The organism is Acinetobacter sp. AOR18_HL, from assembly GCF_027855145.1.
GTDB lineage: Bacteria > Pseudomonadota > Gammaproteobacteria > Pseudomonadales > Moraxellaceae > Acinetobacter > Acinetobacter pittii.
The window spans coordinates 184,623-200,347 of sequence record NZ_JAKTIG010000023.1; the positions used below are offsets into that span (position 1 = coordinate 184,623).

Annotated in this window: 13 protein-coding genes; 6 read left to right on the top strand and 7 right to left on the bottom strand. The window is 39.5% G+C overall.

Features of this window, described 5'->3' with window-relative positions; genetic code table 11:
• Positions 1–55: 55 nt before the first annotated feature.
• The 3 genes from trpD to MKL51_RS06125 are packed head-to-tail and all read left to right on the top strand — an operon-like array spanning position 56 to position 2,626.
• Positions 56–1,105 (top strand): anthranilate phosphoribosyltransferase, encoded by a 1,050-nt coding sequence (trpD, locus tag MKL51_RS06115; protein WP_002118605.1) that lies wholly within the window; start codon positions 56–58, stop codon positions 1,103–1,105.
• A gap of 9 nt (positions 1,106–1,114) precedes the next feature.
• Positions 1,115–1,921: an indole-3-glycerol phosphate synthase TrpC gene (trpC, locus tag MKL51_RS06120; protein WP_017480714.1), complete on the top strand. Its 807-nt coding sequence runs from the start codon at positions 1,115–1,117 to the stop codon at positions 1,919–1,921.
• A 9-nt stretch (positions 1,922–1,930) separates the two neighbouring features.
• Entirely contained in the window at positions 1,931–2,626 is a 696-nt protein-coding gene (locus MKL51_RS06125; protein ID WP_005068085.1) for a Smr/MutS family protein, read from the top strand.
• Positions 2,627–2,636: 10 nt separating this feature from the next.
• Here MKL51_RS06125 and xdhC read toward each other — a convergent pair whose 3' ends face one another.
• The 3 genes from xdhC to xdhA are packed head-to-tail and all read right to left on the bottom strand — an operon-like array spanning position 2,637 to position 7,503.
• Positions 2,637–3,620: a xanthine dehydrogenase accessory protein XdhC gene (gene xdhC / locus MKL51_RS06130; RefSeq protein ID WP_032042320.1), complete on the bottom strand. Its 984-nt coding sequence runs from the start codon at positions 3,618–3,620 to the stop codon at positions 2,637–2,639.
• 6 nt (positions 3,621–3,626) lie between these two features.
• Positions 3,627–6,002, bottom strand: a complete 2,376-nt coding sequence (gene xdhB / locus MKL51_RS06135) for a xanthine dehydrogenase molybdopterin binding subunit (RefSeq protein ID WP_032005253.1) — start codon at positions 6,000–6,002, stop codon at positions 3,627–3,629.
• 1 nt (position 6,003) lies between these two features.
• The gene (xdhA, locus tag MKL51_RS06140; protein WP_032005251.1) at positions 6,004–7,503 is read right to left on the bottom strand and encodes a xanthine dehydrogenase small subunit; all 1,500 of its coding nucleotides are present in this window, start codon (positions 7,501–7,503) and stop codon (positions 6,004–6,006) included.
• Positions 7,504–7,764: 261 nt separating this feature from the next.
• Here xdhA and folE point away from each other — a divergent pair, with 261 nt between their 5' ends.
• A complete protein-coding gene (folE, locus tag MKL51_RS06145; RefSeq protein WP_002118643.1) occupies positions 7,765–8,313 on the top strand; it encodes a GTP cyclohydrolase I FolE in 549 nt (182 codons plus the stop codon).
• Positions 8,314–8,464: 151 nt separating this feature from the next.
• The gene (locus tag MKL51_RS06150; RefSeq protein ID WP_032005249.1) at positions 8,465–9,616 is read left to right on the top strand and encodes an extended-spectrum class C beta-lactamase ADC-245; all 1,152 of its coding nucleotides are present in this window, start codon (positions 8,465–8,467) and stop codon (positions 9,614–9,616) included.
• Between the two features lie 68 nt (positions 9,617–9,684).
• Here MKL51_RS06150 and MKL51_RS06155 read toward each other — a convergent pair whose 3' ends face one another.
• The 4 genes from MKL51_RS06155 to hemE form a co-directional block, all read right to left on the bottom strand.
• Positions 9,685–11,568: an Lnb N-terminal periplasmic domain-containing protein gene (locus tag MKL51_RS06155; protein ID WP_005073383.1), complete on the bottom strand. Its 1,884-nt coding sequence runs from the start codon at positions 11,566–11,568 to the stop codon at positions 9,685–9,687.
• A gap of 70 nt (positions 11,569–11,638) precedes the next feature.
• The gene (locus MKL51_RS06160) at positions 11,639–12,109 is read right to left on the bottom strand and encodes a DUF3015 family protein (RefSeq protein WP_002118800.1); all 471 of its coding nucleotides are present in this window, start codon (positions 12,107–12,109) and stop codon (positions 11,639–11,641) included.
• A gap of 145 nt (positions 12,110–12,254) precedes the next feature.
• The gene (locus tag MKL51_RS06165; protein WP_002118932.1) at positions 12,255–13,049 is read right to left on the bottom strand and encodes a DUF817 family protein; all 795 of its coding nucleotides are present in this window, start codon (positions 13,047–13,049) and stop codon (positions 12,255–12,257) included.
• Positions 13,050–13,055: 6 nt separating this feature from the next.
• Positions 13,056–14,129: a uroporphyrinogen decarboxylase gene (hemE, locus tag MKL51_RS06170; RefSeq protein WP_032005246.1), complete on the bottom strand. Its 1,074-nt coding sequence runs from the start codon at positions 14,127–14,129 to the stop codon at positions 13,056–13,058.
• 301 nt (positions 14,130–14,430) lie between these two features.
• Here hemE and MKL51_RS06175 point away from each other — a divergent pair, with 301 nt between their 5' ends.
• The gene (locus MKL51_RS06175) at positions 14,431–15,672 is read left to right on the top strand and encodes a L,D-transpeptidase family protein (protein ID WP_017398631.1); all 1,242 of its coding nucleotides are present in this window, start codon (positions 14,431–14,433) and stop codon (positions 15,670–15,672) included.
• The last annotated feature ends 53 nt before the right edge of the window (positions 15,673–15,725 follow it).

A 15,725-nucleotide genomic window follows, 5' to 3' on the forward strand; every position in this document is an offset into this window, starting at 1 on the left:
ACTCTTGATCAACTTCACCTAAAAATTTTAATCATTAATGCTGTAAATCATGACTATGAATATCCAACAGGCGCTCAACCACATTACCAAGAACATTCATTTGACTCAGCCTCAAATGGAAGAAATTATGCGCAGCATCATGCAAGGTGAGGCAACCGAAGCACAAATTGGTGCTTTGATGATGGGCCTACGCATGAAAGGTGAAAGCATTGACGAAATGACAGCTGCTGCACGTGTCATGCGCGAATTTGCGATCAAGATCGATGTTAGTGATATCAAACATTTAGTTGATATTGTGGGTACTGGTGGTGATGGCCAAAATTTATTTAACGTCTCTACAGCGTCAAGCTTTGTCATTGCAGCAGCAGGCGCAACCATTGCAAAACATGGTAACCGTGGCGTTTCAAGTAAATCAGGTTCATCAGACCTACTTGAACAAGCAGGTATTCATCTTGATTTAGATATGCAACAAACCGAGCGCTGTATCCGTGAAATGGGTGTAGGTTTCTTGTTTGCACCAAACCATCACAAAGCCATGAAATATGCTGCTGGCCCACGTCGTGAACTTGGTATTCGAAGTATTTTTAATTTACTTGGCCCACTGACCAACCCGGCTGGTGTAAAGCGATTTGTGATTGGCGTATTTTCAGATGAACTTTGCCGTCCAATTGCCGAAGTAATGAAACAACTAGGTGCTGAACACGTGATGGTTGTTCATTCAAAAGACGGTCTTGATGAAATCAGTCTTGCTGCTCCTACTGCTATTGCCGAACTCAAAGATGGTGAAATTACTGAGTGGACGCTTAATCCTGAAGATGTGGGAATTGAGTCGCAAACTTTAAGTGGTTTGGTTGTCGCTGATGCAACAGCAAGTCTAAAGTTAATTAAAGATGCTTTAAGCAAAAATAAATCCGATATTGGTGAAAAAGCAGCAAACATGATTGCGCTTAATGCAGGTGCAGGCATCTATGTGGCGGGCATTACCAAAACTTATGCTCAGGCTGTTACATTCGCTCAAGATATTATCTATGGCGGACAGGCTTTAGAAAAAATGAGTGTTTTGGCTGAATTTACCAAAACATTAAAGCAATCTCAGGCAGATTAAGGATTTCTCATGATTAATATTCAAAATACCATTTTAGGTAAAATTGTTGACCGTAAACATGAGGAACTTGCTGCGCGTTTAAAACAACGTAATTTGCAAGATGTTGAAGAATTAGCAAAAGCTGCGACTCCAGTGCGTGGCTTTGCAAATGCTTTAAAACATAAACGTCCGGGTGTGATTGCTGAAATTAAAAAAGCGTCTCCATCAAAAGGGATTATTCGCGCAGATTTTAATCCTGCTGAAATTGCAGAGCATTATGAGCAAGCTGGAGCAGCATGTTTATCGGTACTGACCGATGTTGATTTCTTTCAGGGTGCAGATGAAAATATTGCGATTGCCCGCAGTCATTGTGCCCTGCCTGCTTTACGTAAAGACTTTCTGATTGACCCATATAATGTAGTTGAAGCACGTGCTTTGCATGCTGACTGTATTTTATTAATTGTTGCATGTTTGTCTGACCAGCAACTCGAAGAAATGTCTAAAACTGCGTTTGAACATCAACTCGATGTACTAGTTGAAGTTCATGATGAAGAAGAAATGGAACGCGCTTTAAAGCTTTCTGAGCAATGTTTATTAGGTGTGAATAACCGTAATTTAAAAACGTTTGATGTAGATTTAAATACATCCATTCGATTGAAAAAATTACTTCCGGCCTCACGTTTATTAATTACTGAAAGCGGTATAGCGACACCAGATGATGTGCGCATGATGCAAGAGCATGATATTCACAGCTTCTTGGTCGGCGAAAGTTTTATGAAACAACCACGTCCAGATCAAGCTTTTACTGCCCTTTTTGGACAACCTCAAACGGTTTAATGAAGATATATGAGTAATAAAGATTCATCGCTTTCTAAAGAGCAACAAAAGTTATTGAAGCAATTTAAAAAGCAAATCTCCAATCCTCATTCAAGCAAAATCACAAATCAGCCTGAGACTAAAAAATCTCAGGCTGAGCCTGAAGAATTGGAAGATACCCATCTGTTTCAACAGGCTGTTGCAGGTGTTAAACGCATCAACAATAGCAATGTTGCCGATGTAAAAACACCTCGTGCCAGAAAAGTCGACGCACAAACGCTAGCGAAACGTGCAGCTGCTGAAGGTGGTCGTGATACCGAACATGCCGAGTTATCAGATACGCAAGCTGCTTTAAATCCGGTCGCAAGCCAAGCAACGCTAAGCTATCGCATCGCGACTCTGCAACATAAGGTTTTTGAAGACTTAAAAGCAGGCAAGATGCGTTGGTTTGAAGCTGTAGATTTACACGGCTGTACCATTGAACAAGCACGTGACGCAGTTTTACAGATTATCCAGATGGCAAAAGATGAAAATCAAAATGTCATCAAAATTGTGCATGGTAAAGGCCCAGAAGCGGTCTTAAAAACCTATGTCAACGGATGGTTACGTCAGCACCGCGATGTTTTGGCCTTTGTAAGTGCCCCTGAAAATCAAGGTGGTACAGGTGCCGTTCTCGTACTGCTTAAACGTGCAGAAAAAAATCCTAAGTTCGAACAAAAAAAATGATCCTTTGGGATCATTTTTTTACATCAAATACCTGTAATAATTGAGCAACTACTGCAATGGCAATCATTGCAGGTTGTTTCGATGAAATTCCTTCTACCCCGATCGGGCAAACCAAACGTTGTAATGTTTCCTGAGTATAACCACGTATTTGCATACGCTTTTCAAAAATAGCCCTTTTACTTTTTGAGCCAATCATCCCAACATAAGCAAATGGTTTTGCCGCAGGTTTCAAGGCTGAAAAACATAGTTGCAAATCTAATTGATGGTCATGAGTTAATATTAAAATTGCGCCTAAACGGTCAAAATGCTCGATCTCGGCTTCTAAGGTATCAGTCGTTAAGCATTGCACCTGTTGCAGTAAATCTGGTGGAAAAATATCATCACGTGGATCAATCCATTTCACCCGAACACCAATAGGTAATAAACAACGGACAATTGATTCCCCCACATGCCCTGCACCACAAATCAGTACTTGCATGGTATTTGGTTGAATCTGCTGGCTAAATTGCCATTGCTCACTACTGTCAGAATCAAACTCGAAACTTGGTTGTTGCTTCATATCCATAGTCTGCCAAGTGGATGCATATTGATGTGAGACGGTACGCGATATACGCTTTCCAACTCGCCATGCTTGCAAACTCACGGATAAATCCGATGTGACCGTAGCGGGTGATATTTTTTCAAACAATAACCACATTACTCCGCCACAACACTGCCCCAACCGAGCACTGAGGTTAAAGCGTTCAATACGCCTCACACAAGTTTCCGTTTCTTTTAACATTGCTTTAGCAATATCAATCGCCTGAAACTCTAAATGCCCGCCACCGATCGTATCTGACTGCTGCCATTGCTTTTGCAAATTAAACCGCAACAACATGGATGCACCAACCTCTCGCGGGGTTGAACCATCAGCGCGGACTACTGTGACCAATACCATAGGCAGAGCATCAACTTGCCACGCTACAAAATCAGTCCACCATTGTAAATGTTGCATAATCTTCTACATTTTAGCCTGTGGGCGAGCAGCCAAAGCTTGTCCCCGTCCAATAGCAATTGCACGTAAAATTTCTTCGGCAGTTGCTGGAGCATTGAGCACGAGCGGAGCTTTTTCGGGAATAGCCGCCTGTACCGCCTGACGAATTGCAGAGAAAACAGATAATGCCAACATAAATGGGGGTTCACCTACCGCTTTGGAGCGGTAAATGGTGTCTGCCTGATTTTGATTATTGAATAGTTTGACATTAAAAATATGAGGAATATCTACACTCGTCGGGATTTTATAAGTTGAAGGCGCATGGGTAAACAAACGGCCTGCGTGTGGTCCATGCGGCTGCCAATACAGCTCTTCTGTCGTAAGCCATCCCATCCCTTGAACAAAACCACCTTCAATTTGCCCAATATCAATTGCAGGGTTAATTGACTGCCCGACATCATGCAAAATGTCAGCACGTAATACTTTCATTTCCCCAGTTAGCGTATCTATTGCGACCTCACTGACTGCTGCACCATAGGCATAATAGAAAAATGGACGCCCCAAATGGTTGACCTGATCATAGTGAATTTCTGGCGTTTTATAAAAACCGCTGTCCCATAGTTGTACACGTGCCATATATGCCCGTTGAACCAAATCAGGAAAAGTCCATGAATGACCATTCACTGTTGAAACCATACTATCTTCAAAGTGGATTTGGTTAGCGTCACTGTCACTTATTTCAGCTGCAAGTTTTGCCAGACGCTCACGAATTTTAATACAAGCATTTTGAACAGCTTTACCATTTAAATCCGCGCCACTCGATGCTGCAGTTGCCGAAGTATTTGGCACACGAGAAGTATCGGTTGCAATTAAACGAACGCTATCGATTGGTAAACCCAACTCATGCGCAGCAACCTGACGTACTTTAGTATATAGCCCCTGTCCCATTTCTGTACCACCGTGCGTAATCGCAACAGTGCCATCCATATACACATACACCAGTGCACCTGCCTGATTGTAATGTACGGCATTAAACGAAATACCAAACATTAATGGGGTTAACGCAATACCACGCTTAATGATGTCATTGTTCTGATTAAAGGCATAAATGTCTTGTTTGCGTTTCGCATAATCACTACTTTGCAATAATTCGGCTACCAATTTTGGTGCAACATTATCACGGACTTCTGCCCCATAGTGCATACGGTCACGTCCAGCGCCAGGCTGTTCGGCAAAGAAATTACGTTGCCGAATTTCAACCGGATCACAATCTAAATAACGAGCAATGTCATCAATAATATTTTCGATGACAAACATGCCTTGCGGTCCACCAAAACCACGGTATGCGGTATTAGAAACAGTATTGGTTTTACAACGTAAGTTACGTAGCTCAACTGCATTTAAATAATAAGCGTTGCCAATATGGCAAATCGCACGTTCATTCACTGGCCCAGAAAGATCAGCCGAAAAACCGCAGTTTGAAGCCAGTTGTACCTTTAAGCCTTGCAGAACACCACTGTCATCAAAAGCTACAGACCACTCATAAGCAAAACCGTGACGTTTGCCTGTAGCACTCATGTCATCATCACGATCCAAGCGTAATTTACACGGACGACCTGTTTTTTTCGCTGCCAAAGATGCAATGCATGCCCACTGTGCCGACTGCGACTCTTTACCACCAAAACCACCGCCCATACGACGGCTTTCCACACTGACCTGATGCATATTCATGCCTAATGCATGACAAATCAGTAACTGCATTTCGGTTGGGTGTTGTGTCGAGCAATAAATTTTTAAGCTCTGATTTTCTTGTGGAATCGCATATGAAATCTGTCCTTCAAGATAAAAATGCTCTTGCCCACCCAGCTCAATCGCTCCTGAAAGTTGATGGGCTGCGTTTTGAAAAGCCTGTTCAACTTCACCATGGCTAAATTCAACAGGTGGCAACACCCACGATTCTTTTTCAATCGCATCTTGAATCGTTAAAATTGGAGTTTCGGGCACATACTCAATTTTTGCTAAGCAAACTGCCTGACGGGCTTGCTGATAACTCTCGGCCACAACCACAAACAAGGCTTGTCCATAAAATTCGACCTGCTCTTCGGCAAAAATTGGGTCATCTTTAACAATTGGCCCCCAATTATTTTCAACCTCAATATCTTTTGCAGAAAAAACTGCATAGACACCATCAGCCTGACGTACTGCATCCAAATCAAACTTACTGATTTTGCCTTTGGCACAATTTGAAAATCCGACAGCTAGGTGCATGGTATTTTCAAGCTCGGGTAAATCATCAATATAGGTTGCTTGCCCAGTCACATGTAAATGTGCACTTTCGTGTGGAATCGAGTCGCCTGCTTTAGCAGATTTTTTAGAAACACTTAAGTCAATGGTTTGATTCATCTTAGATCTCCACCATAGCAATCAAGTCATTCACACGAGTGATCGTTTGAGACAGAACTTTTTCTACATAAAAACGCTGTAAACAGTTTTTCGCGACGTGTAATCGATATGCCGAGCTAGCACGTCCATCATCTAAAGGCTGATAGTCTTGCGACAAGGCCTGCTGTGCCTGAACGATCAATTCTGCTGTAATTTGCTGACCTTCCAATATGGTTTCTGCATATTTTGCACGTTTGGGAATAGCCGCCATGCCACCAAAAGCAATTCTGACATTGTGAGCGACATGATGAATATCTAACTCACATGAAATGGCCGCACATACCGCAGAAATATCTTGCTCAAAACGTTTGGCAATTTTATAGCTAGCAAATTTAAAACGCGTCTGCCCTTCGCGAAGCGGAATAACAATCGTCTCAACAAACTCACCAAGTTGTAATGCTGTTTTTTGATAATCTAAATAAAAGTCTTCCAAGGCAATTTCACGGGTCTGCACACCTACACGCAAAATCAATCGTGTACCTAGCGTAATTAATGCTGGCATTGAGTCGCCAATAGGCGAACCATTGGCAATGTTTCCACCTAGAGTTCCTGCATTTTTAATCGGCATGGAAGCAAAACGGCGCTGCAATTCTTGAAAGTCGAGATAAAAATCTGAAATTTTAATGAGTGCATCACTCAAACTGACGTTTGCCCCAATCGTTAAAGCATTATCTGTGACTACAATTTTTTTGAGTTCTTCAACCTGGCCAATATAAAGCATATCGCCCAAATCACGGCCCTGCTTTGTTACCCACAAACCGACATCTGTGCTACCCGCAACAATACGCGCTTGCGGCAACTGCAAGCGCAATACGGCAAAATCTTGCAAAGTCTTTGGTGCAAAAAATTGTTGACCATGATCATTTAAATGCAATGCAGGTAATGTTCTGATCTCTTTTAATACATCAATTATTTTTTGACGGTTTAATAAAACGCGCGGATAGTCATATGCTTTTTGTGCTGCATCTAAAATAGGGCGATAGCCTGTACAGCGACATAAGTTTCCAGAAAGATAATCACTGATTTTATCTTTGCTTGGAGAATTTTGTTCATTTTCATACATTGACCATAACGACATGATAAAACCGGGTGTACAAAAACCGCATTGTGAGCCATGCATATCGACCATTGCCTGTTGTACCGGATGAAGTGTCCCATCTTGTACAGGCAATAAGCTACGAAGGTCTTCTACTGTAAATAGGGCCTTACCATCTAAAGTCGGTAAAAACTGAATACACGCATTCACACTGCGTAATTGCAGGTTGTCATTGACCAGTTCACCAATCACTACTGTACATGCACCACAATCGCCCTCAGCACATCCCTCTTTTGTACCAGTCTGCCTAGTCTTACCAGTTTGGGTATATTCTCGTAGAAATTGTAAAACCGTCATTGTGGGTACTACATTTTCTACTTGCTGCTGACCACCACGGAAAAAGAAGGTGATTGGACGTTCTAACATGTTTTATCCTTATGCTTTATAATAATGCTTCTGTGCAAATATGATGCCATTACGCGATCATTTAGAACTTACCAATATTAAGCGCACATTTCATGTCCAAACACTTGACTATTAACGATAAAAAACATGAAATTTATTCATCTTTTATTAAGCTTGCGCAAAACCAAAATAAATATAGTGCGAGGATTTATGAACATCAGGTCATGTTTCTGATACAATGCCGAGCTTGTCTAATAGAGTAAATTTATACGTCTTATGTCAATGCAGCAATCGTACGCAAATATCCTGACTGCCGTCGGTGAAGATCTTGATCGTCCCGGCCTTAAAGATACGCCTGTGCGTGCGGCTAAAGCTTTTTCATATTTAACTTCTGGCTATAGTAAAACTTTAGAAGAAGTCACCAATAATGCTGTTTTCCCATCAGATAACCATGAAATGGTATTGGTGAAGAATATTGAATTCTATTCGCTTTGCGAACATCATCTCCTCCCATTCTACGGCCGTGTTCATGTTGCCTATTTACCGGAAGGCAAAGTTCTCGGTCTATCTAAATTTGCACGAATTACCGAGATGTTTGCTCGCCGTTTGCAAATTCAGGAAAATCTGACTCAACAAATCGCAGAAGCTGTCGCAGAAGTGACTGGTGCTCGCGGTGTTGCTGTAGTCATCGATTCAGCACATATGTGTATGATGATGCGTGGTGTAGGTAAACAAGAATCTACAACCCGTACAGTTTCATTTGTCGGCGATTTTAAAACCGACAAAGAAGCGCGTCGTGAATTTTTAAGTGCAGTACCAGAAAGCTATTAATCCGGTTTTACTGCCAAAATAAAAGCCCGCCGAAGTTGGGCTTTTTTTATATCTATTTAAAGTACTTAACCTATAAAACATAACAATTAAATTAGGTGATTTTTGTTATAAAAGTACGCATCTTTAATTTTAAATAATTTATGAGTTAATCATGCGATTTAACAAGATTTCTTGCTTACTTTTATCTCCTCTTTTTATTTTTAATACATCAATTTATGCGGGCAATACATCAAAAGAACAAGAAATTAAAAAACTGGTAGATCAGAACTTTAAACCGTTATTAGAAAAATATGATGTGCCAGGTATGGCTGTGGGTGTTATTCAAAATAATAAAAAGTATGAAATGTATTATGGTCTTCAATCTGTTCAAGATAAAAAAGCTGTAAATAGCAGTACCATTTTTGAGCTAGGTTCAGTTAGTAAATTATTTACCGCAACAGCAGGTGGATATGCAAAAAATAAAGGAAAAATCTCTTTTGACGATACGCCTGGTAAATATTGGAAAAAACTAAAAAACACACCGATTGACCAAGTTAACTTACTTCAACTCGCAACGTATACAAGTGGTAACCTTGCCTTGCAGTTCCCAGATGAAGTACAAACAGACCAACAAGTTTTAACTTTTTTCAAAGACTGGAAACCTAAAAACTCAATCGGTGAATATAGACAATATTCAAATCCAAGCATTGGTTTATTTGGAAAAGTTGTGGCATTGTCTATGAATAAACCTTTCGACCAAGTCTTAGAAAAAACAATTTTTCCAGATCTTGGTTTAAAACATAGCTATGTAAATGTTCCTAAAACTCAGATGCAAAACTATGCTTTTGGCTATAACCAAGAAAATCAGCCAATTCGTGTTAACCCTGGTCCACTAGATGCTCCAGCATATGGGGTTAAATCGACGCTACCCGATATGCTTAAGTTTATTAATGCCAACCTCAACCCACAGAAATATCCGAAAGATATTCAACGTGCAATTAATGAAACACATCAAGGTTTCTACCAAGTCGGCACGATGTATCAGGCACTTGGTTGGGAAGAATTTTCTTATCCAGCGCTTTTACAAACTTTATTAGACAGTAATTCAGAACAAATTGTGATGAAGCCTAATAAAGTGACTGCCATTTCAAAAGAACCTTCAGTTAAGATGTTCCACAAAACTGGTTCAACCAATGGTTTCGGAACTTATGTCGTGTTCATTCCTAAAGAAAATATTGGCTTAGTCATGTTAACCAATAAACGTATTCCAAATGAAGAACGCATTAAGGCAGCGTATGCAGTATTAAATGCAATAAAGAAATAATCGTCTTGTTTAAAAACAAAAAAAGAGAAATGAATAAACTCATTTCTCTTTTTTTATACATTTATTCTTTAAAAGAACCAAACATATCCTAGACTTGATTTCATCCAGTCTTGATGGTTTTGTTGCTCATAGTCCCAATTCAATCGAACAGCATTATTGCGATTAATCACATATTGCCACTGAGTATTTACTCTCAAATTCCATTGGTTTTGATCTTCCCAATATGGCAATTCAATTTGCACCACAGAGTTGAAACGCTCAAACCATTGATTCATACAACCTAAAGTTGGCCCCATACCTACGCGCCACCCTTTATCTAGATTTGAACCTGTTTGTACGTAGGTCTGTACTTGTCCATAGCAAATATGCTTTCGCCCATAGTCTGCAAGACTGTAACCGACCTGAGCATTAAAGCTTGCTACGCCGTGTTGTTTGTCTTCACTAAAGCTTCCATCATGAATAGCTTCTTGACGCCAACCTAAGTTAAAACCCCAACTCAGTGGTGTTTTAAATGGTTGAATCGGGTTATAAGAGTTCACTTCTAACAGATCAAGACGTTCTAGTTTTAAATGGTCATCTCGCCACTGTGCATTACCATTTAAAAATAGTAATTGAGTACCTGCACGATAGCCTCCTTGAGGATCTATTAAATCATGATAGGCTTGGCGATGACCAAGTTCGATAAACTTATCGCCTTGAACCTCACCAGCTTTTAATGAAAGATTACGTGCGTTATGGCCTTGAGTCGGCTCCTTTGTTGGTCTTTTTGGTTCTTGACGTTGCTTATCTAAATCAATCTGACTTCTGAGTGCTAAAAGCTGACGTAACTGCGGCTGAGCAATGCTTTCTTCAACTTTACGACCAATAAACTGTAGATATAAATCATCGTAAGCCATCTCGAGGATTTTAGCCTGATCCTGCTCAGTAAATGATTTTAAAATCTGAGAAGACTGCTGTATAGGCAGCATCGCAATTTGATGAGCCACCTTCGCCAGTGAGGCGCCATGCTGATGAGCTTGGGCCAATAATTGGGTTTCTAAAGCAGGTCGATATACAGGAGCTTTGGTGAGCCCCTGCTGCTGCATCGATTTAATGGTTTCCATTGGAATCGATGCATAGGTGAATTTCTCTTGCAAGTTAGATTCAGGTTTTACTAAATCCACTAACCCCAACAATCGATAGGCACAGTTATCACTCACAAAATAATAAGGAAAGCTCACATGTTGCATTTCCCAAATATGGCTTACTAAAAACCGAGTTTCTTCAGGTGATAGATTTAACTCATATTCCCACAAATCGCGGCTTTCAAAATCACCATACTCTTTTACCTTACGATAATAAGGCATCAATGAATATTCGCCTGGATACTGCCCCGTTAAACCTTTCCATGCATATGACCAGTTGTCGTTGCCTGCCACAGTTGCTGCATAGTTTACGGCGTAAGAGACAAGGTTTAACTGCTGTTGATCTTTTGGGTCCAAACGCAATAACGTATGACCAAACATTGAGCTAGGATTGCCCATAAAATCGGTCGCATAAATTAAGGTCGCTTTATGAGGCTTAATCTGCCCAATCCAGTTTTCAAATTCGGTACACTTTACTTGAGGCAATTCATTTTCTTGAATGCCGACTTTTTGCATGAGCCATTGACTACGTGCCGGAAACTTACAACGAATCGACTGATTATCTTGAGCAGGCACAAATAATGCTGAAATGTCAGCTTTTAGTTCTTCTTTTAAGTTATTTTTTCCATTTTCTGATAAGAAATAGCCAGAATAAGTAACCTCACTTTTCTGATTTTTATTGGCATACATCAGCCTTTGCCATGTAATGTCTTGATCTAGATTTTGTTGTTCTGCAATTGACCAATATTTTTGAATAGATGGATTTATATCTGCTGAATAAGCAATATTCACTGCCAAAGAGGCAAAAACTAAAACAACTGACTTCATTAAGCTCATCAATTTTTATCATTAAATATAAGAAAAACCCTGCCATACGACAGGGTTTTCAGTTTCAAACTTATACGTAAGCTTTTAAAACGTCATCTTTAGCCATTACTGTTTGTAATGATGCTAAAACTTGAAGCGTATTTTGATTATTTGCAGAATAGATTTCACCAAAGTTTGCTTTTGAAACTTTAAAGAAACGATCTTTGTCTTGAGGTTTGATTTGCATTAACTCAGCAAGTACGTTCAGGCTTTCACCTTGGCCTACTGCCATATCACGTGCTAAAGCTTCAGCATTTTCATTTGTGAATGTAACCACTTGCGCAGTTACTGTTCCGCCTTGACGGCAGCCTAAAGTACCAAAAGTAATCCCTAGTAATTGGTTAGTAAAAATACCATTTGTTGTTGCAGCAAGAATTTTAGGCACCACTCCTTTTTGGCCAGCCCATACTTGCGTACCCACACCACAACCTACATCGTTATCAGCCATAGCAACACTTGAACCAGCTGCTAACAAAGCAGCTAAAGCTAATTTTTTTAACATAGATGTATATCTCCAAAATCATTATTGATTGTTTCTTATGTATTGTTATGTGTAATTCTTATTACACGATATTAAAGATAGCGAGAAGGCTGTGATTTAGCAATTAAAAAATAAATAATATGATGAAAAGTGCTAACGAAAAAATTTACCTTAGATTCCAGTTACCTTGATTATCTCGATGACCTAATATTTTAAGCACGAGAACCAAACTTAAAAGTAATAATAAATACCATGACCCCAGTTTACCCCAACCTACCATATGCCAAGCATCTACCTGACTTGGATAGAGCCAGATTTTATAAAAAGTACTAATATTTTCAGCAATCCAGATTAGAAAAGCGAGGGTCAACAATACAGGTAACATCGGGATTTTAAATTTATATTCATTTAGCTGAAAATAAAGTTTGGTCTTCCAAAAAATAAAAATACTGATCGCAAATAAAATATAGCGAATATCAGGTACAAAAAATTTACTCATAAAGTTTATATATGAGAAAAATGCGAGTAAAAGCATCGTTCCAAAACTTGGAAGTTTTTCAAAAGAAACCTTAAATAATCGGAGTGATCGCGCAAAAAAACTACCTACAGCCGAATACATAAAGCCTGCAAATAAAGGCACAGTTAAAATTTTAAATACCGCAGGCTGAGGATATTGCCATGATGCAATCGCAGGATGCGTTAAAAATATTTCCATGACCATCGCCATGACATGAAATAAAGCAATAACTTTAGCTTCTGCCCATGATTCAAGTTTTAAATATAAAAGACAGATCTGAATCAGCACTGCATAGATGAGTAAATAATCATAACGATAAAAACCCATATATTCATGGCTTCCCATCGGTGCTGTTAAAGCAAAAGCAATTAAAAGTAGAATACCAAACAAGGCTGCCGAAACAGCCTTGCCGATAAAATGAATTGGTAAAGTGAGATGGCGCACAAAAAACTATCCTAGATATTTAGCACTATACTCATGTACTGTATCTAAAAAGATTTTTGGTTGCGCAGGGTCTACCCACTGGGTAATACCGTGGCCTAAGTTAGCAACGTAACCTGTTTTTTCACCGTTTGCATAAGCATCGTCTAACATTGCTTTTACAGCTTTTTCAATTGAAGCAGCCGAGCCATATAAAACAGCAGGGTCAAGATTACCTTGTAGCGCTACACGTCCCGACACAATATTACGAGCTGTATTAAGTGGAGTAGTCCAATCTAAACCTAATGCATCTGCACCAGTCGTAATCATTGGCTCTAACCATTGACCGCCACCTTTAGTGAAAACAATAACAGGAATACGGCGACCATCTTTCTCACGTTGCAAACCAGCAATGATTTTATTCATGTAGTTTAAAGAGAATTCGACATATTCACGATGTGCTAATGCCCCACCCCAGCTATCAAAGATCTGGATAGCCTGAGCACCTGCATCAATTTGAGCATTTAAATAGTCAGTAACTGAATCTGCTAGATGATCAAGTAAAGCATGCAAAATTTCTGGTTGCGCGTACATCATCTGCTTGGTAAAACGGAACTCTTTACTTGAACCCCCTTCAACCATATACGTTGCTAATGTCCAAGGACTACCAGAAAAACCAATCAGTGGAACTTGGCCACCTAAAGCAGAGCGAATTGTGCTTACTGCATTCATCACATAATCAAGGTCTGACTTTGCATTTAGCTTGGGTAAATTCGCGACATCTTGTTCAGTACGAACAGTTTTTTGAAACTTAGGGCCTTCACCCGTTTCAAAATAAAGCCCTAAGCCTAATGCATCAGGAATTGTTAAAATATCTGAAAATAAAATTGCTGCGTCTAAATCGTAACGGCGTAAAGGCTGCAAAGTCACTTCACAAGCAAATTCTGTATTTTTACATAGAGATAGAAAGTCGCCTGCTTTTGAACGTGTTTCACGATATTCAGGCAAATAACGTCCTGCTTGACGCATCATCCATACCGGTGTGGTATCTACAGGTTCGCGTAACAAAGCTCGTAGGAAACGATCATTTTTCAAAGTCGTCATTACCAATCTCTATATTCTTTATGTGGCAGCATCATATCAAAAACATAGAGATTTTTATAATTTCAATTTCACACAAAAAACTCGTCAATCTACTAAAAAATGCATATTTACACAAAAGTCTACTGCAAGCAGCAAGGTTTTCTGCAATACTTGCAACATGTTACATCGGGTCTATTGATATTCTTTTAACCACTAAATTGCCAATCTTGGGCTCATAGAGATGAGTTATTGGTAATTTTATGCAATTTTAGATTAGATCATGCCCCTATTGCTTATATGAAAATTCTTAAGGTTGAATTACATGTTTGTTCGCTCATTACTCGCTATGAGTTTAAGTTGTATTATTGCTAATGTTGCTTTTGCTGCTTCAACAACTGAGCAACCCCTGAACCCTAAAAAGGTATCAGCTCCTGTAGAAGATCCGATTGATCCTTTAGCAGTAGATGCAGCTTCAACTGTAAAAGCTCAAGCTTCGACACAAATTACCGCTCAAGAACAAAGTGACTTAAATCGAGCGTCAACAACATTACAAAATTTGCAAAAAACTGAAGACCAAAATGCTGATTCAGGTATTGCCGCTTCAGCACCGGTAGCCGTAGCTAAAACGACCACAACAACTGCAAAGACTTCAGCTCCAGCAGTTTCTTGGACATTAGATAGCTTAAATTCGGCTGAATGGTATGAAAATATTGGTAAAGGCCAGTTTCCAGTTTACGCTCGTGCTCACGTCATGCTAAATAATGCACATGCATCACCAGGTGCAATTGACGGTATGAGTGGCAAAAACACTTTAAAAGCAATCTCTTCATTCCAGCAAATGAATGGTTTATCACCTACTGGTGAACTGACTAAAGAAACTTGGGATGCATTAGTTGCTAAGCAAACAAAACCTTCATTTATTGAATACACCATTACTGATGCTGATTTAAAAGGCCCATATGCACAATCAATTCCTTCTGATTATGCTTTACAGGCTAAAATGAAAGGTTTGTATTACACTCGTGTTAGCGAAATGTTGGGCGAAAAGTTTCATATCGATGAAGCTTTCTTAAAAACAATCAATCCAACAGCAACATTCAAAAAAGCGGGTGAAAAAATCATTGTTCCAAACGTACGCAATGATTTACCAGAAGACATTCATTTGATTATTGCGCATAAAGGTGCAAAACAATTGTATCTCTTCAATAGCCGTAACCAAATGATTGCGTCATTTCCTGCAACAATTGGCAGTACTGATACGCCTTCTCCGACCGGTACTTACAAGGTAGTTGGTGTGGCTCGTAATCCTTGGTATAGCTACTCACCATCAAACTTTATTCAAGGTAAAAACTTGAAACCTCTTTCTTTACCACCTGGTCCAAATGCACCTGTAGGTAATATCTGGATTGGTTTAAGTAAAAAATCTTTTGGTATTCACGGAACACCAAACCCGTCTTTAATTTCTAAAACAGCTTCTCACGGTTGTATCCGTTTAACGAACTGGGATGCTAACGATTTAGGTAATAAAGTACGTTCAGGCGTAACTGTTAAATTCCTTGAGTAATCCATCTAAAAAGAAAGCCTGCTTTACGCAGGCTTTTTTATTAAATTTTTACT

Bases quoted from the DNA above. Each gene is read 5' to 3' on its own strand.
- xdhC (WP_032042320.1), bottom strand. From the start codon at position 3,620: ATGCAACATTTACAATGGTGGACTGATTTTGTAGCGTGGCAAGTTGAT.
- MKL51_RS06155 (WP_005073383.1), bottom strand. From the start codon at position 11,568: ATGAAGTCAGTTGTTTTAGTTTTTGCCTCTTTGGCAGTGAATATTGCT.
- trpD (WP_002118605.1), top strand. From the start codon at position 56: ATGAATATCCAACAGGCGCTCAACCACATTACCAAGAACATTCATTTG.
- xdhB (WP_032005253.1), bottom strand. From the start codon at position 6,002: ATGAATCAAACCATTGACTTAAGTGTTTCTAAAAAATCTGCTAAAGCA.
- trpC (WP_017480714.1), top strand. From the start codon at position 1,115: ATGATTAATATTCAAAATACCATTTTAGGTAAAATTGTTGACCGTAAA.
- xdhA (WP_032005251.1), bottom strand. From the start codon at position 7,503: ATGTTAGAACGTCCAATCACCTTCTTTTTCCGTGGTGGTCAGCAGCAA.
- hemE (WP_032005246.1), bottom strand. From the start codon at position 14,129: ATGACGACTTTGAAAAATGATCGTTTCCTACGAGCTTTGTTACGCGAA.
- folE (WP_002118643.1), top strand. From the start codon at position 7,765: ATGCAGCAATCGTACGCAAATATCCTGACTGCCGTCGGTGAAGATCTT.
- MKL51_RS06150 (WP_032005249.1), top strand. From the start codon at position 8,465: ATGCGATTTAACAAGATTTCTTGCTTACTTTTATCTCCTCTTTTTATT.
- MKL51_RS06125 (WP_005068085.1), top strand. From the start codon at position 1,931: ATGAGTAATAAAGATTCATCGCTTTCTAAAGAGCAACAAAAGTTATTG.
- MKL51_RS06160 (WP_002118800.1), bottom strand. From the start codon at position 12,109: ATGTTAAAAAAATTAGCTTTAGCTGCTTTGTTAGCAGCTGGTTCAAGT.
- MKL51_RS06175 (WP_017398631.1), top strand. From the start codon at position 14,431: ATGTTTGTTCGCTCATTACTCGCTATGAGTTTAAGTTGTATTATTGCT.